This is a genomic window from Spirillospora sp. NPDC052269, from assembly GCF_040679435.1.
GTDB lineage: Bacteria > Actinomycetota > Actinomycetes > Streptosporangiales > Streptosporangiaceae > Spirillospora.
Genome location: NZ_JBFAUU010000017.1, coordinates 144,101 through 167,517, shown reverse-complemented (window position 1 = coordinate 167,517; position 23,417 = coordinate 144,101). Strand labels below are relative to the sequence as shown.

General features: G+C 69.6%; 29 protein-coding genes and 2 pseudogenes. 12 read left to right on the top strand and 19 right to left on the bottom strand.

Features of this window, described 5'->3' with window-relative positions; translation table 11 throughout:
• Positions 1-30 precede the first annotated feature (30 nt).
• Positions 31-798, top strand: a complete 768-nt coding sequence (locus AB0L06_RS32540; RefSeq protein WP_500234967.1) for an MFS transporter — start codon at positions 31-33, stop codon at positions 796-798.
• A gap of 12 nt (positions 799-810) precedes the next feature.
• Positions 811-1,236 carry an MFS transporter gene (locus AB0L06_RS32535; protein ID WP_500235037.1) on the top strand — a complete coding sequence of 142 codons (426 nt, stop codon included), beginning with the start codon at positions 811-813 and terminating at the stop codon, positions 1,234-1,236.
• 155 nt (positions 1,237-1,391) lie between these two features.
• Here the strand turns inward: AB0L06_RS32535 and AB0L06_RS32530 are convergent, their stop codons facing one another.
• Entirely contained in the window at positions 1,392-1,904 is a 513-nt protein-coding gene (locus AB0L06_RS32530) for a hypothetical protein (RefSeq protein WP_500235041.1), read from the bottom strand.
• 282 nt (positions 1,905-2,186) lie between these two features.
• Positions 2,187-2,267 (bottom strand): annotated as a pseudogene (locus AB0L06_RS32525) (hypothetical protein); the annotation flags it as partial.
• Here AB0L06_RS32525 and AB0L06_RS32520 point away from each other — a divergent pair.
• Positions 2,232-2,477 (top strand): annotated as a pseudogene (locus tag AB0L06_RS32520) (DUF6221 family protein); the annotation flags it as partial. The pseudogenes AB0L06_RS32525 and AB0L06_RS32520 overlap by 36 nt on opposite strands.
• Before the next feature lie 80 nt (positions 2,478-2,557).
• Here AB0L06_RS32520 and AB0L06_RS32515 read toward each other — a convergent pair.
• Entirely contained in the window at positions 2,558-2,716 is a 159-nt protein-coding gene (locus tag AB0L06_RS32515) for a hypothetical protein (protein ID WP_500234966.1), read from the bottom strand.
• A 245-nt stretch (positions 2,717-2,961) separates the two neighbouring features.
• Complete coding sequence (locus AB0L06_RS32510; RefSeq protein WP_500234965.1) at positions 2,962-3,852, bottom strand: LysR family transcriptional regulator; 891 nt, start codon at positions 3,850-3,852, stop codon at positions 2,962-2,964.
• 148 nt (positions 3,853-4,000) lie between these two features.
• Here AB0L06_RS32510 and AB0L06_RS32505 point away from each other — a divergent pair, with 148 nt between their 5' ends.
• From AB0L06_RS32505 to AB0L06_RS32490, 4 genes are all read left to right on the top strand, one after another.
• Entirely contained in the window at positions 4,001-4,462 is a 462-nt protein-coding gene (locus AB0L06_RS32505) for a carboxymuconolactone decarboxylase family protein (protein ID WP_500234964.1), read from the top strand.
• Between the two features lie 35 nt (positions 4,463-4,497).
• On the top strand, positions 4,498-5,139 hold the full coding sequence (locus AB0L06_RS32500; RefSeq protein ID WP_500234963.1) for a hemerythrin domain-containing protein: 642 nt from the start codon (positions 4,498-4,500) through the stop codon (positions 5,137-5,139).
• A gap of 56 nt (positions 5,140-5,195) precedes the next feature.
• A complete protein-coding gene (locus AB0L06_RS32495; RefSeq protein WP_500234962.1) occupies positions 5,196-5,420 on the top strand; it encodes a hypothetical protein in 225 nt (74 codons plus the stop codon).
• 223 nt (positions 5,421-5,643) lie between these two features.
• Positions 5,644-6,114, top strand: coding sequence for a VOC family protein (locus tag AB0L06_RS32490; RefSeq protein ID WP_500234961.1), 471 nt, complete (start codon positions 5,644-5,646; stop codon positions 6,112-6,114).
• Positions 6,115-6,348: 234 nt separating this feature from the next.
• On the opposite strand, the gene AB0L06_RS32485 is transcribed toward AB0L06_RS32490, so the two are convergent.
• The 10 genes from AB0L06_RS32485 to AB0L06_RS32440 form a co-directional block, all read right to left on the bottom strand.
• The gene (locus tag AB0L06_RS32485; protein ID WP_500234960.1) at positions 6,349-6,723 is read right to left on the bottom strand and encodes a helix-turn-helix transcriptional regulator; all 375 of its coding nucleotides are present in this window, start codon (positions 6,721-6,723) and stop codon (positions 6,349-6,351) included.
• Between the two features lie 204 nt (positions 6,724-6,927).
• Entirely contained in the window at positions 6,928-7,866 is a 939-nt protein-coding gene (locus AB0L06_RS32480; protein ID WP_500234959.1) for an NAD-dependent epimerase/dehydratase family protein, read from the bottom strand.
• A gap of 86 nt (positions 7,867-7,952) precedes the next feature.
• On the bottom strand, positions 7,953-8,894 hold the full coding sequence (gene sigJ / locus AB0L06_RS32475; RefSeq protein ID WP_500234958.1) for an RNA polymerase sigma factor SigJ: 942 nt from the start codon (positions 8,892-8,894) through the stop codon (positions 7,953-7,955).
• Between the two features lie 281 nt (positions 8,895-9,175).
• Complete coding sequence (locus AB0L06_RS32470) at positions 9,176-9,937, bottom strand: isocitrate lyase/PEP mutase family protein (RefSeq protein ID WP_500234957.1); 762 nt, start codon at positions 9,935-9,937, stop codon at positions 9,176-9,178.
• A 155-nt stretch (positions 9,938-10,092) separates the two neighbouring features.
• Positions 10,093-10,398 carry an ArsR/SmtB family transcription factor gene (locus AB0L06_RS32465; RefSeq protein WP_500234956.1) on the bottom strand — a complete coding sequence of 102 codons (306 nt, stop codon included), beginning with the start codon at positions 10,396-10,398 and terminating at the stop codon, positions 10,093-10,095.
• A 173-nt stretch (positions 10,399-10,571) separates the two neighbouring features.
• Entirely contained in the window at positions 10,572-12,035 is a 1,464-nt protein-coding gene (locus tag AB0L06_RS32460) for an MFS transporter (protein ID WP_500234955.1), read from the bottom strand.
• Between the two features lie 754 nt (positions 12,036-12,789).
• On the bottom strand, positions 12,790-13,239 hold the full coding sequence (locus AB0L06_RS32455) for an NUDIX domain-containing protein (RefSeq protein ID WP_500234954.1): 450 nt from the start codon (positions 13,237-13,239) through the stop codon (positions 12,790-12,792).
• Between the two features lie 13 nt (positions 13,240-13,252).
• Complete coding sequence (gene hemC, locus AB0L06_RS32450) at positions 13,253-14,200, bottom strand: hydroxymethylbilane synthase (RefSeq protein ID WP_500234953.1); 948 nt, start codon at positions 14,198-14,200, stop codon at positions 13,253-13,255.
• 77 nt (positions 14,201-14,277) lie between these two features.
• Positions 14,278-14,577, bottom strand: a complete 300-nt coding sequence (locus tag AB0L06_RS32445) for a hypothetical protein (protein WP_500234952.1) — start codon at positions 14,575-14,577, stop codon at positions 14,278-14,280.
• Complete coding sequence (locus AB0L06_RS32440; RefSeq protein ID WP_500234951.1) at positions 14,574-14,927, bottom strand: hypothetical protein; 354 nt, start codon at positions 14,925-14,927, stop codon at positions 14,574-14,576. The genes AB0L06_RS32445 and AB0L06_RS32440 overlap by 4 nt, the downstream gene beginning before the upstream one ends.
• A gap of 764 nt (positions 14,928-15,691) precedes the next feature.
• Between AB0L06_RS32440 and AB0L06_RS32435 the strand changes: the two genes are divergently transcribed.
• The 3 genes from AB0L06_RS32435 (at position 15,692) to AB0L06_RS32425 (ending at position 18,983) form a co-directional block, all read left to right on the top strand.
• Positions 15,692-16,960 carry a helix-turn-helix domain-containing protein gene (locus tag AB0L06_RS32435; protein ID WP_500234950.1) on the top strand — a complete coding sequence of 423 codons (1,269 nt, stop codon included), beginning with the start codon at positions 15,692-15,694 and terminating at the stop codon, positions 16,958-16,960.
• Positions 16,957-17,580: a 2'-5' RNA ligase family protein gene (locus AB0L06_RS32430; protein ID WP_500234949.1), complete on the top strand. Its 624-nt coding sequence runs from the start codon at positions 16,957-16,959 to the stop codon at positions 17,578-17,580. The genes AB0L06_RS32435 and AB0L06_RS32430 overlap by 4 nt, the downstream gene beginning before the upstream one ends.
• A 482-nt stretch (positions 17,581-18,062) precedes the next feature.
• Positions 18,063-18,983 (top strand): NADP-dependent oxidoreductase, encoded by a 921-nt coding sequence (locus tag AB0L06_RS32425; protein ID WP_500234948.1) that lies wholly within the window; start codon positions 18,063-18,065, stop codon positions 18,981-18,983.
• Here AB0L06_RS32425 and AB0L06_RS32420 read toward each other — a convergent pair.
• Entirely contained in the window at positions 18,952-19,224 is a 273-nt protein-coding gene (locus tag AB0L06_RS32420) for a DUF397 domain-containing protein (protein WP_500234947.1), read from the bottom strand. The genes AB0L06_RS32425 and AB0L06_RS32420 overlap by 32 nt on opposite strands.
• A complete protein-coding gene (locus AB0L06_RS32415) occupies positions 19,221-19,997 on the bottom strand; it encodes a helix-turn-helix domain-containing protein (RefSeq protein ID WP_500234946.1) in 777 nt (258 codons plus the stop codon). Before AB0L06_RS32415 ends, AB0L06_RS32420 begins: the two co-directional genes overlap by 4 nt.
• A gap of 185 nt (positions 19,998-20,182) precedes the next feature.
• Here AB0L06_RS32415 and AB0L06_RS32410 point away from each other — a divergent pair, with 185 nt between their 5' ends.
• Positions 20,183-20,413, top strand: a complete 231-nt coding sequence (locus tag AB0L06_RS32410) for a hypothetical protein (RefSeq protein WP_500234945.1) — start codon at positions 20,183-20,185, stop codon at positions 20,411-20,413.
• A 91-nt stretch (positions 20,414-20,504) separates the two neighbouring features.
• On the opposite strand, the gene AB0L06_RS32405 is transcribed toward AB0L06_RS32410, so the two are convergent.
• Together AB0L06_RS32405 and AB0L06_RS32400 are read right to left on the bottom strand one after the other, a co-directional pair.
• A complete protein-coding gene (locus AB0L06_RS32405; protein WP_500234944.1) occupies positions 20,505-21,269 on the bottom strand; it encodes a phytanoyl-CoA dioxygenase family protein in 765 nt (254 codons plus the stop codon).
• Between the two features lie 38 nt (positions 21,270-21,307).
• Positions 21,308-21,868, bottom strand: coding sequence for a PadR family transcriptional regulator (locus AB0L06_RS32400; RefSeq protein ID WP_500234943.1), 561 nt, complete (start codon positions 21,866-21,868; stop codon positions 21,308-21,310).
• A 112-nt stretch (positions 21,869-21,980) separates the two neighbouring features.
• Here AB0L06_RS32400 and AB0L06_RS32395 point away from each other — a divergent pair, with 112 nt between their 5' ends.
• A complete protein-coding gene (locus tag AB0L06_RS32395) occupies positions 21,981-22,844 on the top strand; it encodes an SDR family NAD(P)-dependent oxidoreductase (protein ID WP_500234942.1) in 864 nt (287 codons plus the stop codon).
• Between the two features lie 13 nt (positions 22,845-22,857).
• Here AB0L06_RS32395 and AB0L06_RS32390 read toward each other — a convergent pair whose 3' ends face one another.
• Positions 22,858-23,412 (bottom strand): prepilin peptidase, encoded by a 555-nt coding sequence (locus AB0L06_RS32390; RefSeq protein WP_500234941.1) that lies wholly within the window; start codon positions 23,410-23,412, stop codon positions 22,858-22,860.
• Between the last annotated feature and the right edge of the window lie 5 nt (positions 23,413-23,417).

Here is a 23,417-nt window from a genome sequence, read left to right as displayed (position 1 = left end):
TCGTTCCCAAATAAGTTGGAGGAGGTTTCGGTGACGACCACCGAACACGTCGGCGTCGCTCAGGCGGCCGAGGAGAAGGGCTCGGCGAGGAGCCGCTGGGCGGCGGTCTCCGCGGTGGCCTTGGGGACGTTCCTGCTGGTCACGGCCGAGCAGTTGCCGATCGGGCTGTTGACCTCGGTGGGGTCGGCGCTGTCGGTCTCCGAGGGGACGGCCGGGCTGATGGTGACGGTGCCCAGCCTGGTCGCCGCGGTCGCGGCGCCGCTGGTGCCGGTGCTCGTCGGCGGGATGAACCGGCGGTTGCTGCTGCTCGGCCTGATGGCGCTGATGACGCTCGCCAACGTGGCCTCGGCCCTGGCGCCGAACTTCGCCGTCCTGGTGGCGTCCCGGGTGCTGGTCGGGGTGGCGGTCGGTGGCTTCTGGGCCGTCGCCAGCGGCCTGGCCGTCCGGCTCGTGGCCCCGGCGAACGTGCCACGGGCAACCGCGATCATCTTCGGCGGCGTCGGGGCCGCGAACGTGTTCGGTGTGCCGCTCGGCACGCTGCTCGGCGAGTTCTCCGGCTGGCGCATCGCGTTCGCGACACTGAGCGCCCTGGCACTCGTCGCGCTGTTCGCACTGCTGGCCGTGCTGCCGTCGCTGGCCGCGTCTGAGCCCATCCGTCTGCGCCTGCTGGCGGCGCAGCTTCGCAACCCGGGTGTGCGCGTCGGCATCCTCGCGACGTTCCTCATCGTGACCGGGCACTTCGCGGCCTACACGTTCGTGAGCCCGGCACTGCAGAAGCTGTCGGGGATCGACGAATGACTCGTCGGCCCGCTGCTGTTCGGGTTCGGCCTGGCGGGCATGGTCGGCAACTTCGCCGCCGGTGCGGCGCTGTCGCGCAACGCGCACCGGTCCGTCCTGGTCATCTCCCTGACCCTCGCGATCGCGATGCCCCTCTTCGTCCTGCTGGGACGGGGTCCGGTCGCCGGGGCCGCGCTGCTCATCGTCTGGGGCCTGGCCTTCGGCGGCGTGTCGGTCGGCCTGCAGACCTGGATGATCAAGTCCGCGCCGCAGGCCGTGGAGGCGGCGTCCTCGCTGTGGGTGGCGGTGTTCAACCTGTCGATCGGTCTCGGCGCGCTCGCGGGCGGCGTCATCGTGGACTCGCTCGCCCTCCAGGCCGTCCTGTGGCTCGGCGGCGCCTTCGCCCTCGCGGCCACCCTCGCCGTCTGGAGCGCCCGCGCCAACGAGAACCTGCGCTGAGCACGGCTCCCGCTCCGACTCGGCAACTCCCCGGCGGCTCCCTCGGTCGGTCGCCGAAGGCAAGCAACGGTCCGGTCCCAGGTTCGGGTGCCGGACCGTTGCCATGCCGGACAGTCCGCGGGAACGCCGACATCCTTCATGCATGCGGGCTTCGTTCAGCCCTGCGTCGGCACGATCGGGTCGCTGGGCACCGACGGACCACTGACGAGCGGAGGGTCGATGTTCGGATCCTTCCCGGGGATGACGGCCACCGACGTCGCGGTGATCGTCTCGGTCCCCCGAATCGCGTTGATCCGAGTCGGGTAGAGACATTCCACGGAAGGGTCACGGGGGCCCGCGCAGATGGTGAACCAATACGTCTTGGTGGGAACGGAACTGAGGGTCTCGGCGATCCACTGCTGGGGTTCGCCGTTGAAGGAGACCGTGGTGCTGGCCCACTGCCCGTCCGGGACCGTCGGCTGCTTGAAGGTCACGGCGACCTGCCCGGACGTCCCCAGCGGGCATGGCGCGTGGCATCCCGTGACGACTGCGCTGATCAGGTGAGGCGGGCCCGGGACGGCCGGGTCATCTGTGGCGCCGGCGGCGGGCGCCGCCGCCAGCAAAGCGCCGCCAAGCCCCAGGAGCAGCATCGCGCCCTGCGTTCGCGTGACACGCGTTCTCATGCTCATGTGACGCCTCCGTTCTCGCACGGGATCTCCGTGCCTACCGTGGCGGGTACTCCCACATGTGCCCGGGCTATTGCTGAGAGCTTCCTTCACCGTTGTGCACGGATCGGCGTCCGCCGGCGGTTCGACGTCCGACCGCATACGGCCACGCGAAGCGTCGATCACGAGAACCCGCGAGTGGCTGCCCCGGAGACCGCAGTCGCTGCGGTGTATTTCGGGCGGCACCCCGGACATCTGGATGCAGTGGTTGGTGGTGGTGCCGTCTCCCAGACGCCCTTGGCCGTTGCCTCCCCAGACCAGCGCGCGACCGTCCGACGTCAGCGCGAGAACGTGGGCCGTCCCACCGGCGACCAGTCCCCTCTCCAACGGAGCAGAGATTGCGGAAAATGGATGGCGAACGGCCGGACAGTGGATTTCTGCCAGAGCGACATCTCCGGTTTCCACCCGACCATCGCCGAGCACGTCGCACGACATGATCCTGAGCGGGTGCTCCGCGAGGTCGCGGCCAGGCGACGCACGCTGGACCGCCACTCACTCAGCCCAAGCGCAAAGCTGTCCCGGGGCAACCGGAACCACTGCCGGTACGACGGAGAAACCTGGCCCTGCCCAGATCTACCGGACCTAGTGCGCTGCCCCGAAAGGTTCGCCGGGTTTGGTCACGCGGCTCGTGTTCGGGGCCGTCCCCAACGCTGGTGGCGTTCGCTGCGGATACGGGCCCGTTCGCGGCGCTGTCCGGCCAGGACGTCGGGGTGCCGGGCGCTGCTGCGGCCGCGCGGCAACCACAGCGGCAGGCCGAAGGTGATCGACGACGACATGCTCACCTTCGCCCCCGCCGGCGGCGATGCCTTCGGTGGTGAGTTCGTTTCGCAGGTCGCTGGAACCGGCCGACGGCGGTGATGACGTTGATGATCAGGGCGGGTGATGGAGTCGTCGGCGGACGGGGCGGCGAAGTTGGACAGCGGCCGGACAGCGGCGCGGCTCACTCACGGGTACCTGCGGACGCTGCGGTGGAGGTTCCCGGTCAGCTCCCGCCGGGGTTCGGGGGTAGGCGGTGGGCCCTTCAGCAGGTGGTGGGGCCGAGGTCGCGGACGGTCTGGGCGAGGGCTCGGATGAGGTCGTTCTCGGATTCGGTCCGCCACACCAGGGCGAACGACAGGCGCGGCAGGTCGGGGATGGGGAGCCAGGCGATGTGGGCCATCGACCAGAGGCGGGTGACGTGGGCGGGGAAGCTGTGGATGATCTCGCCGGTGCCGACCAGGTGGATCAGATCGTCGACATTGGTGGCCGGCTCGACCCGCTCGATGACCCGGCCTTGGGGGGTGTAGAAGGGGAGGTAGCTGTCCTCCCAGTAGTCGGGCAGGTTGGGCCCGGTGGCGGTGGGGAAGTCGCCGAGCACTTCGGCGGGCGCCGAGGAGCGCCCGGCCAGTTCATGTCCTGTGGAGACGGCGAGGACCCTGTGATCGGTGAGCAGGGTCGGGCCGACCGTCAGGCCTGGCTCCTCCACGGGCAGCCACGCCACCAGGACGTCGATGTCGCCGTCGCGGAGTCGGTCGAACGGTCCGACGAAGGGGGCCCGGCGTAGCCGTAGTTCCCACTGCGGGTGGCGGGAGCGGAAGGCCTGCCAGTACCGGTGCAGGTCGGCGACGTTCTGGGGGAACATGCCGACGCGGAGTTGGGCGGTGATGCCGCGGGCGGCCAGGTGGGCGCGTTCCAGGCTGTCCCGCAGTCCCTTGTAGACGGGGCGCAGGTCGTCACGGAGTTGGCGGCCGAGGTGGGTGAGGCGGATCTGGCGGCGGTTGGAACGGTCGAACAAGGCTCCGCCGAGGCGGCGCTCCTGCGCTGCGATGGCCTGGCTGACCCGCGCCTGGGAGACGTGGAGCCGGGCGGCGGCCCGGCCGAAATGTAGCTCTTCGGCGAGGGTCAGGAAGATTTCGATGTCCCGCAGTTCCACCGCGTTCCGTTCCGATCCATAAGGCACAGGTTATCGAGATCATACGGAATCGGGCGTTGATGCACGAAGCGGGCCTCGGCAAGGTGGAGGCGTTCCTGAGACCGACGTCCGTCCGGGGAGTTTCGCCGCCCCGGAGAGGAGTGTGATCGTGCAGGCTCGGATGAAGAATCCGGCTTTCGTTCTGCCGGATGCCATGAAGGGCATCGGCGCCATCTTCAAGGCCGTCAACCAGGGCGGCCTGTCCCACGAACTGCAGGAGATCGTGGGGTTGCGGGTCAGCCAGATCAACGGCTGCTCGGCGTGTGTGCACGCCCACAGCGCCAACCTGGTCAAGGCCGGACAGAGCGCCGAGCGGATCGCCTCGGTCGCCGCCTGGCGGGAGGCCCCGTTCTACAGCGACGCCGAACGCGCCGCGCTGGAGCTGGCCGAGGCCGCCACCCGAGTGGCCGACCGCTGCGGCGACGCGGTCAGCGACCAGCTGTGGGACACCGCCGCCGACCACTTCGACGAGAACCAGCTGGCGGCGCTGATCCTGCTGATCTCGGTCACCAACCTGTTCAACCGGATCAACGCCACCATCAGGGAACCCGCCGGCACCAGCTGGGGCTGACCCGGACCGTCCTGCACACCTATCTGGAGGATTCCATGAGCGACCTGCTCGACATGACCGCGATGTACGCCATGCACGACGCGCTACGGCGCGAGGCCGAGCACCTGGCCACAGCAACCGCCCGCCTCGACGGCGACCCCCGCACCATCCTGCGGACCGCCGCAGGATGGGAGCTGTTCAAGATGTCGCTGCACATCCACCACACCGCAGAAGACGACGCGCTGTGGCCGGTGCTGCGTCAGACCTTGGCGGGCAGGAGCGATGACCTGGCGCTGCTGGAGGCGATGGAGGCCGAACACGCCGCCATCGACCAGATCATCGAGGCGATCGACACGGCTCTCACCGACCCCGAGGTCGGGCTGGAGCGGCTCGGCGACCTCAGCGACTCCCTGGTCACCGGCCTCACCGGCCACCTCAAGCATGAAGAGGACCAGGCCCTGCCGCTGATCCAGGCGACCGCCACCCCGCAGCAGTGGGCGGCCTTCGGCCAGACCCACGCCCAGCGGATCGGCCCCAACGGCCCCCGGCTGTTGCCCTGGCTACTGGACGGTGCCGGCGACGCCACCGTCGCCGCGATGCTGGCGCCCCTCCCCGAACCCGCTCGTCAGGCATACCAGGACCAATGGCGCCCCAGCTACGCCGCCCTCGACCTCTGGAACACCTCACCCCAAGCCTGAGTTCGTCCCCCGGCCGTCCCGAAACCAGCGAGCCGGACTCGGCCGGGTGTGGCGGGGTGGTCAGCGCCGGATTCCGTTCGATCACCGTCCAGGAGGTCGAACGGCTCGGCGGCCGCCGACCCGTGGTCGACGCCGACAAACGCGCCGCCATCCTCGACCGCCGCAGGCGCGGCGGGTCCATCCGCACCATCGCCACCGGAGTGGGCGTCTCGGTCGGCGTCGTCCACAAGACCCTCACGACACCCGAGGGCAACCCCACCGACCAACCCCTCACCACCTGAGCAAGACCCCGCAGACCATCCCCATCGGAACAGCCGGCGATGGTAGGAGCCACCCGCCGGGCCCCTGATCGTGACCGACCGTTCGGTTGCCGCTCAAGCCCGGTCGCGTTCGCGACGACCTGGGCGACCTCGCAGCAGGCCTCGATACCCCGGCAAGTTGACCTCAAGTTTGGTTGAGCTTCTAGTGTTCTCAACAGCAAGAACTTTTCAGAAAGGCACTGTGATGACGTCTGTTCCCGATCGCTACCGGTACGCCGCTGTTCCGCATGTCATGGTGGACGGTGCCGCGGAGGCCATCCGGTTCTACGCCGAGGCGTTCGGCGGCGAGGAGCTGTTCCGCATCGCCACCCCGGAAGGCCAGATCATTCACGCCGAGGTCGCCGTCCAGGACTCGGTCATCATGGTCGGCGACGCCGATGGCCCGTTCCGGGCACCCAGCGCCTCGGGTGGCTCGACCGTGGGGATCCATGTCTACGTCGATGACGTGGACACCTTCACCGCCCAGGCCGCCGATGCCGGCGCCGAGGTACTCCAGCCCCCCACCGACATGTTCTACGGAGCCCGGCAGGCCATGCTCCGGGACCCGTTCGGACACCTCTGGGTCTTCCTCACCCACACCGAGGACCTGACATCCGAAGAGATCGCCCGCCGCGGAACCGAGCTGTTCAAAGCAAACACCCCACTCACCGGCTGAGAACGGGAACGCTCCTTCCAAGCGTGCGGGCGCTCACGCCGAGATGCTCCGCGAAACGGCCACCAAGCCAGAAACCGCAAGCCACGCACCCGATCGGGCCGACCAGCGACCGGCCGACCCAAGCGGGAGCGAACACCTGAGCGGCGGCAGGTCGCGATGCTGCCGGTCATGGTCCGATATCTGGAGACGGTCTCGATCGGTGACGTTCGGGTTGCTGAGGTCGGCGGCGCTGGTTCAGGAGTCTTCGTTGAGGTCGCGGGCGGCCTGGAAGCGGGTCCGGGCGCCGAGGCGCTGCATCAGGTCGCTGACCCGGCGGTTGAGGGTCCGGACGCTGATGCCGAGCTGCCGCGCGGCCGCGTCGTCCTTCAGGCCCGCGGCCAGCAGGGTGAGCAGCTGCCGATCGAGGTCGGTCTCGACCGGGGCGTCCTGGCCGGGGAGGGGAATCGAGCTGGGCCAGAGCAGTTCGAACAGGCGGACCAGCGCGTCCAGCAGGTTACCGGCGTGGATGACGAACGCGCTGTCCACCATCTCCCGCTCGTCGCTGCTGAACGGCAGGATCGCGGTCGCCCCGTCGGCGATGGCGAGCTTGAGCGGGATGTCCACGTGCACCCGCGCTTCCTCCCCGGCCGCGATGGCACCGCTCGGGATGCTCCCGCCTCGCCCACGAGGCCCCGTGGCAGGGGCGGATTCCCAACGGGCCGAACCTCGTAGGGGGTGGGTCGAAGGGCAGCCTTCGCTGCTGTGGGGCTGCCCTTCGACGAGGGGGCGGGGTCTCGAACGCCTATCGAGGCGGAGAGGACGATGCTCGGCGCCTCACGCCTCAACCTTGAGGCCCTTGCGCCAGGTGGGGTGGGTCGGCTTCCAGCCCAGTTCGCGCTTGGCCTTGGCGTTGGACGCGCCGCGCAGTTCGGTCATGAGGACGACGCCAGCAGTTCCGGCGGCCAGTCGTCCGACGAACCGCGGGACGCGCATCGGCTTCTTGGCACCCAGCATCTCCGCCAGCGCGGGCAGCCATTCGGCGACCGTGGCGGGCTCGTCGTCGACGATGTTGTAGGCGCCCCGGCCGCCGTTCTCCACCGCTGCGACGGTGGCCTCAGCGGCGTCGGCGACGTGGATGAACGACCACACCCCACCGCCGTCACCGACGACCGGGAACTTGCGCTTGCGAATCATCTCGAGCTGGTCAGAGCCCGGCGCCATGGACGTCCCCGGTCCGTAGAACGCGCCGTAACGCAGCACGATGCCTTCGGTCCACTTGGCCCCCAGGACGGCCTTCTCCAGGTACCCGACCGCACCGATCATCGAGGCCATCGGGGCGATCGGCGAGGGGTCCTGGGGGTCCTTCTCGGTCTTGACCGGTCCGCCCGTCCGGGCGTAGGTGAACGCGCCGTTGCTCTGGGCGATGAACCGCCGGACGCCACCCACGGCCTGCGCGGCCGCGAGCAGGTTGTCGTTGCCCTCGGTCCGCAGCTTGTCGGTGGCGGCGAAGCTCTGCTCGAACTTGCGGGTGTCGATGTGCCCGATGGCGGTCAGCTGGTTGATGATCACCTCCGGGGCCGCCTCCCGCACGGCCGCCTCGACCTGAGCGCGATCGAGCGCGTCGGCGATCACCGGCACCGCGCCGAGCGCCGCCGCCCGCGCCTTGCTGGATTCACTGCGGACCATCGCGAACACCTCGTGCCCCGCCTTGGTCAGACGCGGAAGCAGCTCGTTGCCCATCGCTCCGGTCGCTCCTGCCACCAGGATCCTCATCATCGACTCCCTTGCCGTCCGGTTCGGATTCGCTACCTGAACCGGACGGCCCGCCGATCCCTGACAGGATTCGATCGTGACCTGGGTCACATCACGAGGAGGGGCTCTCCGTGGTCGGACGCCGCCCACTGCTCGGTCGCGCGTTCGAGCTTGTCGGGGTTGGCCTGGGTGCGGCAGGCGGCGATGCCCTCGGCGGTGACCTCCAGGCACACGATGGCGACGACCCGGCCGTCCACGACGGCCAGCACGGCGGGTTCGCCGTTGGCGGCCCAGGCGTAGATCTCGGGCGTGCCGCCCACGACGGTGCGCTTGGCCTCGCCGGGCTTGAACAGGCCCCACATGAACTTGGCGACCGCGGCCGCACCCTCGAACGCCTTGGTGCGCGCGGGGGCCTTCCCTCCGCCGTCCCCGACGGCGACGACGTCCTGGGTGAGCAGGCGGACGAGCTCATCGGTCTGGCCGCTGGTGGCGGCCGCGAGGAACTCCTCGACGATCCGCTGGGCCTCGGCCTTGTCGATGTCGGCGCGGGCCTTCCCGTACGCGACATGCTTCTTGGCGCGGTGGAAGAGCTGCTGGCTGGCCGACTCGGTGATGTCGAGGATCTCGGCGATCTCCCGGTGCGGGTAGTCGAACGCCTCGCGCAGCACGTACACGGCCCGTTCGTTGGGAGGCAGCCGCTCCATCAGGGTGAGGACCGCATATGAGACCGAATCGCGCTGCTCGGCGGTGTCGGCCGGACCGAGCATCGGGTCCCCCGCGAGCAACGGTTCGGGGAGCCACCGGCCCACATAGGTCTCGCGGCGCGCCCGCGCGGAGGTGAGCTGGTTGAGGCACAGATTGGTGAGCACCTTCGTCAGCCATGCCTCGGGAACCTCGACGCGTTCGACGTCGGCGGCCTGCCAGCGCAGGAACGTCTCCTGGACGATGTCCTGCGCCTCGTCCGCGGAGCCGAGGAGACGGTAGGCGATGGCCTCCAGACGGGGCCTCGACAGCTCGAACCGGTCGACGTCATCCAGCATCAAAGGCATGACGTGATCATATTCACCCGCGGCGTTTTCGCCAGGTCACGAACCCTCTCGCGACCCGGATCCGCCCGGACGACCCCACGCCGAATAGCCGACACCACGGCGCGGACGGACATCGACTCGGCGCCCGACGGCATCGCCGCACTCCGGGCCGTGCCGCCCCCCACAGCGCATCGGCCCGGTTCCGGGGCGAGCTCACACTCGTCCCGGAACCGGGCTGACTCCGCCAACAGCATCCGGTGGAAAGCGTTCGAGATGCCCGGTTGTGGCGGTGGCTTCGCAGATCAGGCCAACAGCGCCTGGACGGTGGACTGCAGGCCGCTCATGGCCGCGCGGTGGAAGCGGGGCCCGAAGGACACTCGCGCCACGCCCAGCTCCTTGAGCGTGGCCAGGGTCAGCTGTTCACCGACGTTGCCGTTGACCGGGCCGGGCACTTCGGCCACGAGGGTGGCGATGTCGCTCTTCTGGCGCACGCCGATCGGGTAGATGCAGTCGGAGCCGGCGTCCCGGTAGAGACGGCCCCGTCGGATCGTCTCCGCGATCCGATCAGCTTCCGGGACCTTGCCCGCGGGGAGGAAGGTGTCGATGCGGGCGTTGATGACGATCGGGACTCCGGCGTCGTCGGCCGCGGCGCGGACGTCCGCCAGCCACTGTGCGTGCGCGCCGGCCTCGAGCAGGCCGCCCGCCCGGTGATCGGTGTCCTCCAGGTTGCAGCCGACCGCTCCGATCTCCAGCAGGCGGTCCACCAGTTCACGCGGCTCCATGCCGTATCCCGCCTCGGCATCCACCGTGACCGGGACCGGCACGGCCCGGGCGATCCGTCCGGCGGCGGCGAACATCTCCTCCCACGGAGCGCCCTCGCCGTCGGGATGGCCGAGCATCGCCGCGATTGCGGCGCTGGTCGTGGCGACTACGGGAAATCCCGCTTCGACCACGACCTTCGCGCTGGCCACGTCCCACGCGTTGGGCAGGACGAGCATCTCTCCGTCGTGCAGCTTGCGGAGCGTCTCGGCACGGGCCTTCAGACCCGTTGTGTCAGCGGCCATCATTTTCTCCACGTCAAAGAAGGGCAGATCATGGGTGGCGTACAGATCATCGGGCGCTGTGTCTCGAGGGTCGGCGACCCCTTACTCAGCCGCCCGCTGTCTCGCTTCGGCGCTTCTATCTGTTCAGTTGTCCAGTCGACTTCGACTGATCGTGTCTAGGACGCTTCGCGTGAAGTCCCCGGCTGGTCGAACTCCGGGCGGAGCACCAGATCGAGCAGGCCGGGGAAGCGCTCGTCGAACTCCGGGCGGCGCAGCCTGTTGACGCGGCAGGGGCCTTCGTCACGCTGCTCGATCACCCCGGCCTCCCGGAGCACCGCGAAATGGTGGCTGCGCGCAGCCTTGCCGACCGGCACGTCGAAGGCGCCACAGGTGAGCTGCCACTCCTCCATGCCGCTCAGCTCGCGGACCATCGCCAGGCGAATCGGGTCCGCCAGAGCGGCCAGCGCCACGATCAACGGCACGTCTCGCGGGTGTGTGTGATTGGGCGCAACACGGCCTGGGTGAGTCACGCGGCCCTCCCGGACTCGATTTCGCCGGGCACCAGGACCCATCCCGGCGAAGCCCGGTCGGCGGCTACCCGCCTGTTCGTCGTTTCTCGAACAGTGTAATCGATCGTCCGGAAGGTGCTTGCGCATCAGCCGGTGGGTTTGGGCGGCCGGGGCAGCTTCAGGCTGGTGACGCCGGCGACCAGGATGAGGACGAGGCCGATGCCGAGGACCCACTCGAGCGACTGGGCGAACTTGGCGACATCCCGGTGGTCGCCCAGAACGGTGAAGAAGACGGCGCCGATCGAGGCCACGCCCGCCGCGCTGGCGAACTGCTGGATGGTGGTGAGCACACCCGCCGCAGCGCCCGCGTTGGCAGGACGGGCACCAGCGAGCACCACACCGGCCAGGACCGGGACGGCCAGACCGTTGCCGAAGCCGATCAGGATCATCGGTCCGATCAGCAGCCGGGCGCTGGTGTCGGATCCGGAGGCCTGGAGGACGACGATGGCGGCCAGCATGCCGACGGCGGCGATGACGATGCCGGTGGTGACGAGTCGGCTGCCGTAGGTGGCCACCTTGCGCGGCGCCACGAGGGAAGCGCCCGCGAAGGCGATGGCCAGCGGAGCGAAGGTGTAGCCGGCCTCGAGGGGAGTCAGGCCCAGTCCGGACTGCAGGACCAGCGTCAGGGCGAACATGAAGCTGTAGAACGCGGCGAAGACGCCGAGGCTCACGATCAGGCCGCGGTTGAAGACGGCGTTGCGGAACAGGACGAGGTCCAGCAGCGGCTGACCGCCGCGGCGGGAGAGCACCGATTCCCAGCGCAGACTGAGCACCATCGCGGGTACCGACGCGATCAGCATGATCCAGCCCCACAGCGGCCAGCCCTCGGCGCGGCCGAGGACCAGCGGGATCAGTGCCAGCGCCAGCGAACCGGAGACGCCGATGGCGCCGATCGGATCCAGCTTGGGCCGTGCGCCCGAGGCCGTCCTCGGCAGCAGGTTCAGGGCGAGGATCATCGCGACGAGGCCGATCGGCACGTTCACCAGGAAGATGATCCGCCAGCCCAGGTCCAGCACGTTGCCCTCGAGCAGGGCGCCGCCGAGCACCTGGCCGGCCACGCCGCCGAGACCCATGGCGACCCCGAACCAGCCCATCGCGCGGGCGCGCTCGGCCGGCGGGAAGACCGCGGTGATCAGCGCGAGCACCTGCGGCACCATCGCCGCACCGGTCAGGCCCTGCAGGAGCCGGGCCGCGACGAGTTCGCCGGAGTTCTGGGCGAGGCCGCACAGCAGAGAGGCGGCGGTGAAGGCGACGGTTCCGCCGAGGAACATCACACGCGGACTGAGAAGGTCGCCGAGCCGACCGCCGGTGACGAGGCCGGCGGCGTACGTGAAGCCGTACCCGGCGACGATGAGTTCAAGGGCGGCCTGGCCGGCGTGGAGGTCCTGCGCCAGCGACGGGGCCGCGACGTTCACGACGAACAGGTCGAACTGCACCATGAACATGGCCGCGAGCAGCACGGGCAGCATCACCCAGCGCCGGGCGTAGGGGGCGTCGGCGGCGGGCGCGGCGACGCCCGACCCGCCGACTTGTTTCGCAGGACTGAACAAGGATTCTTACCGCTTTCCGGTAGGGACGCCCGAAGAGGGCTCAGAGTGTTCGACCAAACGCGAACACTCGCCCGGAGTGTACGTGAGTCATCGAACACCTTCAAGACCGACGAGTCGTCAGAACCCTTGCCCGGAAGGACCTTGCCGGGGTCGGCGAGCGCGCCGAGGATGACGGCGAGGTCGAAGGAGTCGACCGAGGGCTCGGCGGCGTGCGCGGCATCCGCCGTCCGCTCGGCGTCCTCCGCCTTCAGTGAGAGCCGGTGCAGGTGGCGCGGCGCCGAGTCCGTGCCGAGGCCGCTGAACACCTTCGGGGCCGAGGTCCCACCGCGGTCCCAGTTCGGTGCGCGCGTGGTCTGCCGCTGCCTCACGCGAGCGGTAGGCGATCCGTCACGGGCGTCGATGTCGGCCCGTGGCTGCGTCCTGGATACCGGTTACGGTGGCACCCGCCTGGCCTCCGTCCCGGCCGTCCTGCACGTGGATCTGCCCGGCGGGCTCCACTCGGACCGCAGCCTGCGGTTGCCGCCCACTCGTCGGCCCCCACGAGAAGCCAACTGCCGGGATCGGCTGCGCCCACGCATCGCCCACCGCGGGCCCGCCACCCTCCACTTCGACAAAAGGGGTGAGCCGACGAGAGCAGGCTTTCGCCTGGTGAGAATCCGTCGGCCCCACACACATTGACCACTCACCGTGCTCAAGGGACGCGAAAGGGCGCCCCGCCCGCCGACTGCGGCGAGCGGGACGCCGCTTTCTTCACTCAGGGATCCGGCTGCTCAAGGAACAACGGACCGTCTCCCGATTCGGCGACGAGCAGCGCCCGGCGGACCCGGTCGGCGACGCGCCTGTGCAACCACGTGTCCAGATCTGCGACGGGCGCCCAGAGATGGTCAATGATCTCGCCACCGTCGACCCGAACGGCGGCAGCCTCCTCGGGCTCCAGTTGCCCGACGTACAGGAAGATCAGCCGCTCAGCATCGCGCGGCGCCCACGCGATGACGGCGGGCCCGCTATTGAGCGTGGGCTGGATGGAGAGTTCCTCCAGGATCTCGCGCGCGACGGCTTGCGAGGGCATCTCACCCTGCTCGACGTACCCGCCGGGCAGGTGGTGGTGGCGCTTGTAGGACGGCCGTACGAGCAGGACACGGCCGTGCACGTCGAGGAGGACGGCGTGCGCAGCGGTCTGAGGAGCCGCGACCTTGGTCGACATGGCCACCTCCAAATCAGTGCGGGATGCCGGAGATGATGCCCCGCGCGCCCTTGCGTGCCAGGACGGCGGCGACGTACGCGCCGAGTTCGGGCGCGCGGGTTGGGGTGTCCCATTCGTGGGCGTAGGCGAACTGTCCGCCCTCGCGCGTGAACACCATCCCGATCAGCGAAAGCTGCCCGTCCGGGGTGGTGGTGCAGTGCCCGGCGATCGGGCTGTTGCAGTGGCCCTGAAGACCGTGGAGCATCGTGCGCTCGGCGGTCGCGTGGACGTGGGTCTCGGGGTGGTCCAGGAGCCGCAGCAGCTCGATCAGGTCGCGGTCGGCCTCGCGGGCGTGCAGGCACAGGATGCCTGCGCCGACGGCCGGGCACACGTCTTCGAGCGGGAGGACCTCCCCGACCCGGTCGGACATGCCGATGCGTTCCAGGCCGGCGCAGGCCAGGATCATCGCCTCGAACCGGCCGTCGGAGTCCAGGCGGGCGAGGCGGCTGTTGACGTTGCCGCGGATCCGGTCGACGTGCAGGTCCGGGCGCATCCGCAGGAGCTGCGCCTTGCGGCGCACCGCCGAGGTCGCCACCCGCGCGCCGGGCGGCAGTTCCTCGAGGGAGGAGTACTTCGACCCGGCGGGGAAGACGACCACGTCGTGGACGTCGTCGCGCTCGAGGTAGGCGGCGATGGTGGTGCCGGGCGGCAGCGGGACGTCGCCGGGCACGTCTTTCAGGCAGTTGACCGCGAAGTCGACCTGTCCGGTCACCAGGGCCTTGTCGATCTCCTTCAGGAACGCGCCCTTGCCGCCCAGCTCGGCGAGGTCGCCCTGCCAGGCGTCGCCGGAGGTCTGGATTCCGACGATCTCGACCTCGAGCCCGTCCACCAGGCCGGTGAGGAGCGCCTGGACGTGGTGGGCCTGCGCCATGGCCATCGGCGACTTGCGGGAGCCCAGGCGGATGCGGCGTTCTCTCAGCACCTGCTCAAAGTAGGGGGCCGCGTCCTGCGCGCGGGATAGGACTGCGGATGTGTTCTTGCTGGATACCGCGATTTCTGTCATGTGGATCCCCTCTTGCAGAGTTGGAGCCGTGGCCCCGGGGCGTGCGCCGTCAGCCCGCGGGGCCACGGTGTCCACAGGGGCCGGAGGAGGATCGCGGCAACCCGCTTGGCCGCCTCGCCCTCGGCCTCGATCGACCCGTCGTGGGGCATGCAGATCTGCCGTGTGGCGGGCGCGTCGATCTGGCGGCCGTACCACCAGTTCGGGTTCTCCGCGGGGCACAGCCACGCCTTCGGGTCGTCGCCCGCGTGGACGACGTACATGCCCACTTCGGTCCGGCGGAGAAGGTAGTCGCTCACGACGCGGCCTTCGCCGGAGGCTGCGCGAGGCGCCGCCGGATCTCGGTCACCGCGTCGTGTGCGTGTTCGGCCTCAGCCAGCGGCGCGCCCTCCGCGTCCCAGTACCAGAGCCGGTCCCAGTCGCTGGGCCGCGGACGGCACAGGACCCGGACCTCGACGCCGGAGCACTCCGAGTCGGCGACCAGGACATTGGTGTCGTTCTCCTGGACCGCCATCTTCAGTCCGCGCAGGTGCGCCGCCAGCGCTGAGAGGTACTGCCGGGCGGTCAGCTCGCCCGGCCATCCGCGAGTGCAGCCAGGCGCGCACGCCTGGGCGACCTCGTCGTCCCAGATGGCCGCTCGGGTGAGCATCCACCGAAGGTCACGGGCGCTGGAGGCGTTGAGCGTCCGGACTCCTCCCGCGCTCGCGTTCCAATCTGTGTCGGTCTTGCGCTGTGCGCCCCACTGCAACGGGGGAAGTCCGGAGGAGAAACGGACCCACCAGGAGGGGAAATCCTCACCCAGGAGCGCCAGTTCTCTGCGTTCCTGATCAGTCGGTCCCGATGTGCCGGAGTTGCGCCTAAGATCTGCCACGGGTCGGACCTCCTGTGTCCGATCAAGGCCCCGGAGCCCCGCTGTTCACGCAGCGGGCCGGGGCCGCTCTTTTGTTGTGAGGGCGTGCCGGCCGCAGGACACAAGGCCCGGGACGGTGGGTCACCGCAGCCGACACGCACTCGATGGGACGCCGAGAGTGGGGAAGCTGAACTCTCAGTCACGTCCCGGGGCCGGCTCAGCACGAAGTGGTCTCCCAGCCGCGTCGTGCCGTGCCGGTGACCGCGGGCCGTCCTGCCTTTTCGGGATGGAGTGGACGGTCCACGCGGTCGACCAGGTGGGCGTGGTGACCCCGCGCGAGAGCACCACACCCACGTCCATCACCCCCTGGTCGGGTTGAGCGGGCGCGCACCCCGGCCTTGGATGGTGCGTGTCGGAACACGCTTGGAATCTTCAGCGGTGGGTGCGCGCCCGCATCAACGAGTGAAACGCCATGTACACGCAGTGCGATAGGCGGATACTGCGGATAGGCAGGCGGACACCCGAGTGTCCGCATCGGATGATCCGGCGAATGGTGCACGCGGATGACCGACGTACGCCCTGCTTGGGCTGCACGCCTCCAGGCCGCGCGCGAGCAGCGCGGCTGGAACAAGCGCGAGATGGCCAGGCGGCTCTTCCTTACTGCCAAGATCCCCAACGGGAACGTCGATTCACTGGCCCGGCAGATCCGGGGCTACGAGTCGGGCGAGCACTTCCCCCGGGACTGGACCGAGCACTACGCCGCCGCCTTCGGCTCCACCCCCACTGACCTGTTCGGCGAAGCCCAACACCCGCAGCCACCCGACGTCGTCGATTCAGCCATCGTCGAAGTGCTTGAGATGGCCGCGTCACTGGAGCGCTCAGACATCGGAGATGGCGAGCTGCACTACCTCGACGTGGCTACGCGCCGCCTCACCTACGACTACGCACGCCAGCCGCCGCTGACCGTGCTCGGAGAGGCCCATGGCCTCCAACACAGAATCACCACCATCCTGCGAGACCACCGGCTTCGCCTGGCCCAACGCCGCGAACTCCTGGCGACCTCAGCCGAGCTGTTCGCGCTGATCAACCTCCTCGCGGGGGACGTCGGCCGCTACCGGGAGGCCGACGCCTACGGATACGCCGCGTGGACCTGCGCCCACGAGGCCGACTCCGATGCTGCTCGGGCCCTCGTGCTCTGCGCCCAGACCAAGACCGCCCGCTGGGAAGGCCGCTACCGGGAGGCGGCGGAGCTGGCACGGCGGGGTTATGAGCTGGCCCCGACGTCGGCTCGCGGGCGCGTCCTACTGGCCGCCTCCGCGGCAACCGCGCTTCAGTCCCGTGGCGATATCGCCGGCGCCCGCGACGCCCTGGTGCTCGCTGAGCGGGCACGCGAGGTCGGTGACGCTGCCGACCAGACTGCCGACGCTTGGAGCTGCACCCGGGCCCGGCAGCACACCTACGCCCTCCAGGTTGGCCTCGGTGCCCGCGAGCCCACCGCGATGCTCGCCTCCGCGGAGGCCGCCGATGACGCTTGGGCTGAGGGAGACGAGTGGGTCTACGGGACATGGGCGCAGGTACGCATCGGCGCAGCGCTCGCCTATGTGATGACCGGCGACCCTGACCGGGCGGAGTCCGAGCTGGAGCCGGTGTTCGACCTGGAAGACCACTTCCGGGTGGTGACGATCGTGGGCCGGATGGGTGAGGTCCGGCAGCGCCTGGCCCACAGCCGCTACAAGAGCGACCGCCGCGCCGAAGCGCTCCGCGAACGCATCCACCTCTTCCAGACCGGATCACTGGAGCACAAGGCCATCGGCGCTGCGGAGGAGTCTTGAGTCCGCTTCCCGACCGGATGACCGATCACTGGTGGTGGCGTCCGGGTGTGCGCCCCGGCCGCCGTCTGCTGGTCTGGCACGTCCTCCTCGATGACCAACCAGACGCCCGCGCGCTGGTTGCCCAATGCCAGCGCCTTCTGGCGGGCCTCGACGGGCTCGATCTAGTGCCCGAGGCATGGCTTCATATGACGACGCAGATCGTGGGGTTCGCGGACGAGATCCCTGGCCCTGAGGTGGCCGCCATGACCGCGGCTGCCCGAGCCCGGCTGGAGTGTCTTGCCCCGATCAGCGTCGACCTCGGGAGGTTGTGGTTCCACGGTGAGGCCGTGATGCTCGGTGCCCGGCCCGGCCGCGCCCTCGACCCCGTCCGGCAGGCCGTACGCACGGCGGTCGCCGAGACCGTCACACTCCACCAACTCGCCGACGAGCCGGCATGGACGCCGCACGTCTCGGTCGCCTACAGCAACTCGATCCGGCCAGCGGCCCCGGTTCTGGACGCACTGGCGGAACCGCCCGCCGAGCGCCGGTTCACGGTGCGGTCGGTGCGCCTGGTCAGTCAAGAGAGAGTCGGCCGCTTGTATCGATGGGATCCGCTGGCTGAGTCGTTCCTCGGCGGCTAGCTTCGGAAGTGCGTGCACCACACGATCGAGTGCCCCGCCGGTGATCCGGCGGGGCGTTCCCCTTGTCGACACGATGATCTTTCATATAGGCAAGACCCTCAATAGGGTCCTGCCTATATCAAACGATCTTTGTAGGCAAAGAAAGCGCAGGTCGGCGTTCGGCGCAGCAAGGACGAAGACAGACCTCCCAGACCGGAGTGACTTCGATACCCGGGGGCCGCCCGGCTTGGGACGCGTCAACGTCACGTGCCTGAGCAACTGCGTGAGCATCGCGTTGCGAAGTGCTGCGGGTGCTCTTACGCCACTCCGCGGCAGAGAGGTCGGCGATCTCGATGCATTGACCGCCTTGGCTGCTGCTGTGGGTGCTCGTGCGCCAGTGGACGGTGGACAGGCCGAAGGTGCTCACGTGCGGTCCTCCGCTTCTGTGACCTCGCTTGCCCAGGTTGACTCTCACATTGGTGTGAGTGTCTATCGTCCTCGGCATGAGCGCTACCTCGATGCGAGCCGTTGGGATTGATGAGCACGGCGGGACGGATGTCCTTCAGGTGCGGCGGGTGCCCGAGCCGGAGATCGGGGCGGGCGAGGTGCTGGTGCGGACGGTCGCCAGCAGCCTGAACCCCGTGGACGCCAAGACCCGGGAGTGGGAGGTCGGGAACCTGCCCGCGAACCTGGGCTGGGACCTGGCCGGGGTCGTCGTGGCCAGCAAGGACGAGCGGTTCCAGCCCGGCGAGAAGGTCATCGCGATGTCGGCGCAGATCGCGACCGGGCGCGGGACCTGGGCTGATGTGGTGTCGCTGCCCGGCGATCTGCTGGCGGCAGCACCCCGTGGAGTGAGTCTTGAGGAGGCCTCGACGCTTCCGCTGGCCGGGCTTACCGCGCTCCAGGCCCTGCAACTGGCCAAGGTGGGGGCGGGCGATCGGGTTCTGGTCGTCGGGGCCGTGGGTGGGGTTGGTGGGCTGGCCGTCCAGCTCGCTCGGCACCTTGGGGCGGCTCAGGTGGGCGGGCTGGTGTCACGGCCGGGCCATGTGGACGCCGCGCGCGAGCTGGGGGCCATAGAGGTCGCGGTCGATCCGGCGACCCTGGCGGAGGGGGCCTATGAGGTCGTCCTCCACACGGCTGGACCCCACGTGACGCACGTGCTCGCTACTGGTGGGCGGTACGTGTCGATCGCGGACGTTCCGCTTCCGGACGTCCCCGGGGCGTCCAAGTCGTACGTCGAGCAGAGCGGCGAGCAGCTCGCGGAGCTTGCAGCGCTTGTCGACGGTGGCGTCCTGCAAATGCGGGTGGCCGCCGACTTCCCGGTCGAGCAGGTTCGTGAGGCTCACGAACTCTTCGAGGCCGGCGGCCTCGTGGGCAAGGTCGTCCTGACCTTCAGCCCAACGTCGTCCGAACGTGGTGTGTGAGGGAACGCCAGGCGGCTGCGCCGAGGATCAGCTTCGGCCCCTCGGGATCCTTCGAGTCCCGGACGGCCACGACCGGCGAGAGGCCAGCCACTTCGACGCAGTCGCCGCCCTGGGCACCGCTGTGACTGCTCTTGTGCCACACAGCAGCAGAAAGACCGGCGATCTCGATGCACTGCCCACCTTGGCTGCCGCTACGACTGCTCTTGCGCCACTGGACGGTGGACAGGTCAAGAATGCTCACTTGTACTCCTCCGCCGCTGCCAAGATGAACTTGTGGGACTGACTGCTGGACATGGCCTCGCTCATGACCTCATCCCAGCGTAGTGCGTAGTCCGAAACGACGGCAGGGTCTTCGATCACCTGGCTGATCTCCGGCCCCTCGTGGTAGCCGATCTCGTCACCGTTCGGCATCGTGAGGATGGTGAAGGGGCCCTCGATCGCGCCCGCGTTGATCGAGCAGAACGGCAAGACTCGGACGTTGATGTTCTGCTTCGTCGAGGAGAGTTTGACCAGCCATTCGAACTGTTCCCGCATCACAGCCGCTTCGCCCACGGGTCGCCTGAACACGGCTTCTTCGAGAACGACCCACAGGTGGGGCGCTGGCTTGCGCGAGAAGATCTCCTGCCGCGCCAGGCGCGCGGCTACACGATCCTCCAGCACGTCCGACTGCTCGCTGAGGCTCAGGACCGCCCTCGCGTACGCGGGCGTCTGGAGAATGCCCGGCACCACCATGGTGTCGAACTCCCTCACGACCAGCGCCTCCCGCTCCACGCCCAAGTACTTGTCGAAGCCGGGTGGGACGGCGACGTGTTTGCCCTCGCGTTTGATCTCGTCCCACATGGTCCAGAACGTGCGGGTTCTGGACGTGCCGAAGCGGAAGTCGCAGTCGTCGGCGGTGGCTTCGGAGGGCGGTTTGCGGCCCGTCTCCAGCTTCTCGATCCAGGTCGTGCCGCAGCCGAGTTCACCGGCGAGCTGCGGCCTGGACAGGCCCGCGGCCTCGCGGTGGGAGCGCATGACCCGTCCGAACGAGCGGAGCAGCGGGTCGCGGGTGTAGCTCGGGTCGTCTGCCATCGGGGTGTCCCCTCGGGGAGGTGGGGGGCCGCCTGGGGTGTGATGGGGCCGTAGCTGAGAGTAACCCACTCCTGTGAAGCTGGTCACACGAAAGCGGACAGCTCCTCGAAACGAAGGTTCCTCTCGCCATGGACGCGTGCTCTCCCTCGGAAGAATCCCTGCTCGCCGCACTGGAGGCGGACTTCCCCGCATGGGGGTTCATCCTCAGTAGCAAGAAGCGCTGGTGGGCGTTGCGGGGGCCGTTGCCCATGGATCGATTGCAGGAGAAGGACGCGTTCGACTGCGATACCGCCGATGAGCTGCGGGCCGCGCTGATCGCGGACGGGTGGGGTCCCCGGAAGTTGGAGGGCTCCCGGTGACCTCGTCCGGCGTGTGACGGCGCGTCCCGCTTGGAAAAGGCGGCGCGACCGGCGGACATCCCCCTCCGCCGGTCGCGCCGCCGACTGCGTTCTAGCGTGCGGAAAGGCCGAGTTGGATGGCGCGTTCGACCGGGGACGGCCCGTCCGGCGAAAGCGGGACGGCTGGTTCGAGGCCCGGCTGCGCCATGAACTTGACGTTCCCGCCGTGGTGCTTCTGGGCCGCGTGAACCAGGAACGGGTGGCACAGGTAGACGTCGCCCGCGCGGCCGGTGGCGAAAGCTACTTCCCGGTACTCACTCGCGGCTGCAGCCGGTTTGGCAATTTCCATAAAGGCGAGTCCGTCTTCGCCTGCGGGTTCCAGGAGGGGCGGGACGTCCAGGTGCGAGCCCACGCGCACGCGCGTCGGGGCGTCGTCCTCCCCCACGTCCGAGAACAGGAACAGGACGAGCAGCGCACGCCCGCGCGAGTTCAGGTTCACGCGGTAGCTCATGTAGTCGTTCGGGTCGGAGTCCGTGAAGCTCGACTCGATGTGCCAGCCGTCGTCTCCGGGGTCGTCCTCTGAGGGGAACCGGACGGCGTAGCTGCCACCGACCGTCGCCCTGGGCACCCAGCGGCCTTCGCCGACGAGCGCGTCGTACGCCTCGTGCAGGCGTGCGCTCTGGGCGGCCTCGCGGAACGGCGTCTGGCCCTGGTCGTACAGGCGGACGACGGGCTGTGTCCAGGTGGACGGGTCGTCCGGCGAGCAACCGGATGCCTCCCAGAGGAGCGCGCGGCCTTCGTCGGCGACCTCGCGCGGGAACGCCTCGGGCACGCGGACGAAACCGTACTGAATGAAGCCTTCGATATCGATGTCCACCGGCAGCAGCGTGCCGCCCGCGGCGTCGCCCGGTCCAGCTATTTTCGCTCGTCGGCGGTGCCGAACTCCTCGGACGCCATGAGGTCGGTCTCCTGCGCCCAGCGTGCCCACTCGGTGAGGGCCTCGTTGATCCGGACGCCCGCTTCCAGGGCGATGCGCATCGCGCGCGCATGAGGGCCGGTGCCCCATTCGCCCCTGTCCTTGGCGTCGGCGTAGACGCGGAGCCGCTCGGCGGTCTCCTGGTAGAACCGCTCCTCCTTGGCGAGGTGTTCTTTCAGGTCGTCCGGGTCCATCAGCCAGAAGAAGTACGCGCGGAACAGGGTCTCCATGCGGAAGGTGTGGTCGACGTCGACGTCGGCCAGCCAGCGGCGGACCTCGGCGAGCCCCTCGTCGGTGATGCGGTACGCCTTGCGTCCGCGCGGGCCGTGGCTCTCGACCTCGATGAGGCCGGCCTCCTCCAGGCGGGACAGCTCGATGTAGATCTGCGGATGGCGGGCGGGCCACACCAGGCCCAGCGCCTCGGTGAAACGGCGCGCCAGGTCGTACCCGCTCGCCGGGCCCTCGGCCAGCAGCCCGAGCAGGCCGTGCCGCAGCGACATCCACTCCCCCTCCACGGTCGGTTTTCCCGAATCATCTTGACACACGGCGAACCTCACGCCTTTCATGACATGTACAGACGAACATGTTCTTCCTTACATGTGAGGGGATTCCATGGCGCACGCGAACGACTCCCGAACGGTCCTGCTGACGGGAGCGAACGGCGGGGTGGGGCTGGCCACCGCGCGGGCGCTGGCCGAGAAGGGTTTCCGGGTCCTGGCGGGTGTGCGCGGTGAGGCGGGACGGGTCGCCGAGGTCCGCGGGGTCCGGGTCGTCCGGCTGGACGTGACCGACCCCGCGAGCGTCCGGGACGCCGTCGGCCTGGTGCGCGAGCATGCGGGCGACGACCTGTACGCGGTGGTCAACAACGCGGGGATCATCGTCCGGGGGCCGGTCGAGCTCGTCCCGGACGAGGAGTGGCGGCGGCAGTTCGCCGTCAACGTCTTCGGCCCGGCCGCTCTCACCCGGGAGTTGCTGCCGCTGCTGCGGGCCAGTCGGGGACGGATCGTCAACATCACGGCTCCGACCGCGCGGATCGCCGCGCCCTACCTGGCCGCGCTCTCGGCGAGCAAGGCGGCGCTCGCGTCGATGTCGGACGCGCTGCGCCTGGAGGTCGCGCCCTGGGGCGTCTCGGTGATCGTGGTCGAACCCGGGCTGATGGACACTCCGGTCTTCACGAAGGCGGACGCCGCCGAGGCCGAGGTGGCGGGTGCGGTGCCGTCCGAGTTGCGGGAGCTGTACCGGGCGCGGCTGGACGCCGTCGGCGCGGCGCTCGCGTCGGGGAAGCCCGCTCCGCCGTCCCTCGCGGCGGACGCCGTGGTGCGCGCGCTCACCGCTTCGAAGCCGCGTCCCCGGTACTCGGTCGGCGCGGACACGCGGGGGCTCGGCGTGCTGGCCGCGCTGCCGCTGCGGACGCGCGACCGGTTGCTCGGCCGCGTCCTCGGACTGCACAAGGCCGGATCGGCGGTTCAGGCGTGAACGGACGCGCCCTTCAGGCGTAGAGGAGGACGGCCAGGATCGTCCCGGCCAGCATGAACGGGCCGTAGGGCATCTGGTCCTTGCGGTTCGCGCGCCTCAGAAGCAGGAGGGTGATGGCGAAGAGGCCGCCCAGGAGGAACATGCCGAAGAGGCCGGTGATCCAGGCGGGACGTCCCAGCCACCCCAGGTAGAGGCCGAGGACCGGGGCGAGTTTCACGTCGCCGAGGCCGATGGCGTTCGGGACGATGAACCACTGGACGGCGAACAGCAGGAACAGCAGGCCCGCGCCCACGAGCATGCCGAACCAGCGGGACGGGTCGGCGACGGCCAGCAGCACCCCGGCGATGGGGATGGACGGCAGGGTCAGCGGGTCGGGAAGGCGTTTCAGCGCGACGTCCACGACGCCGAGCAGCACGGACAGGACGCCCAGGAAAGCGAACGCCGGGATCGCGTCGCCGGAGGCGCGGAACGCCAGGAGCGCGGCGAGCGCGGCGCAGCCCGGGAGCGTCCACGCGTTGCGCAGGGGCTCGGTCCAGTCGGCTCGGACCGACCACACGGGGGCGCTCATGCGCC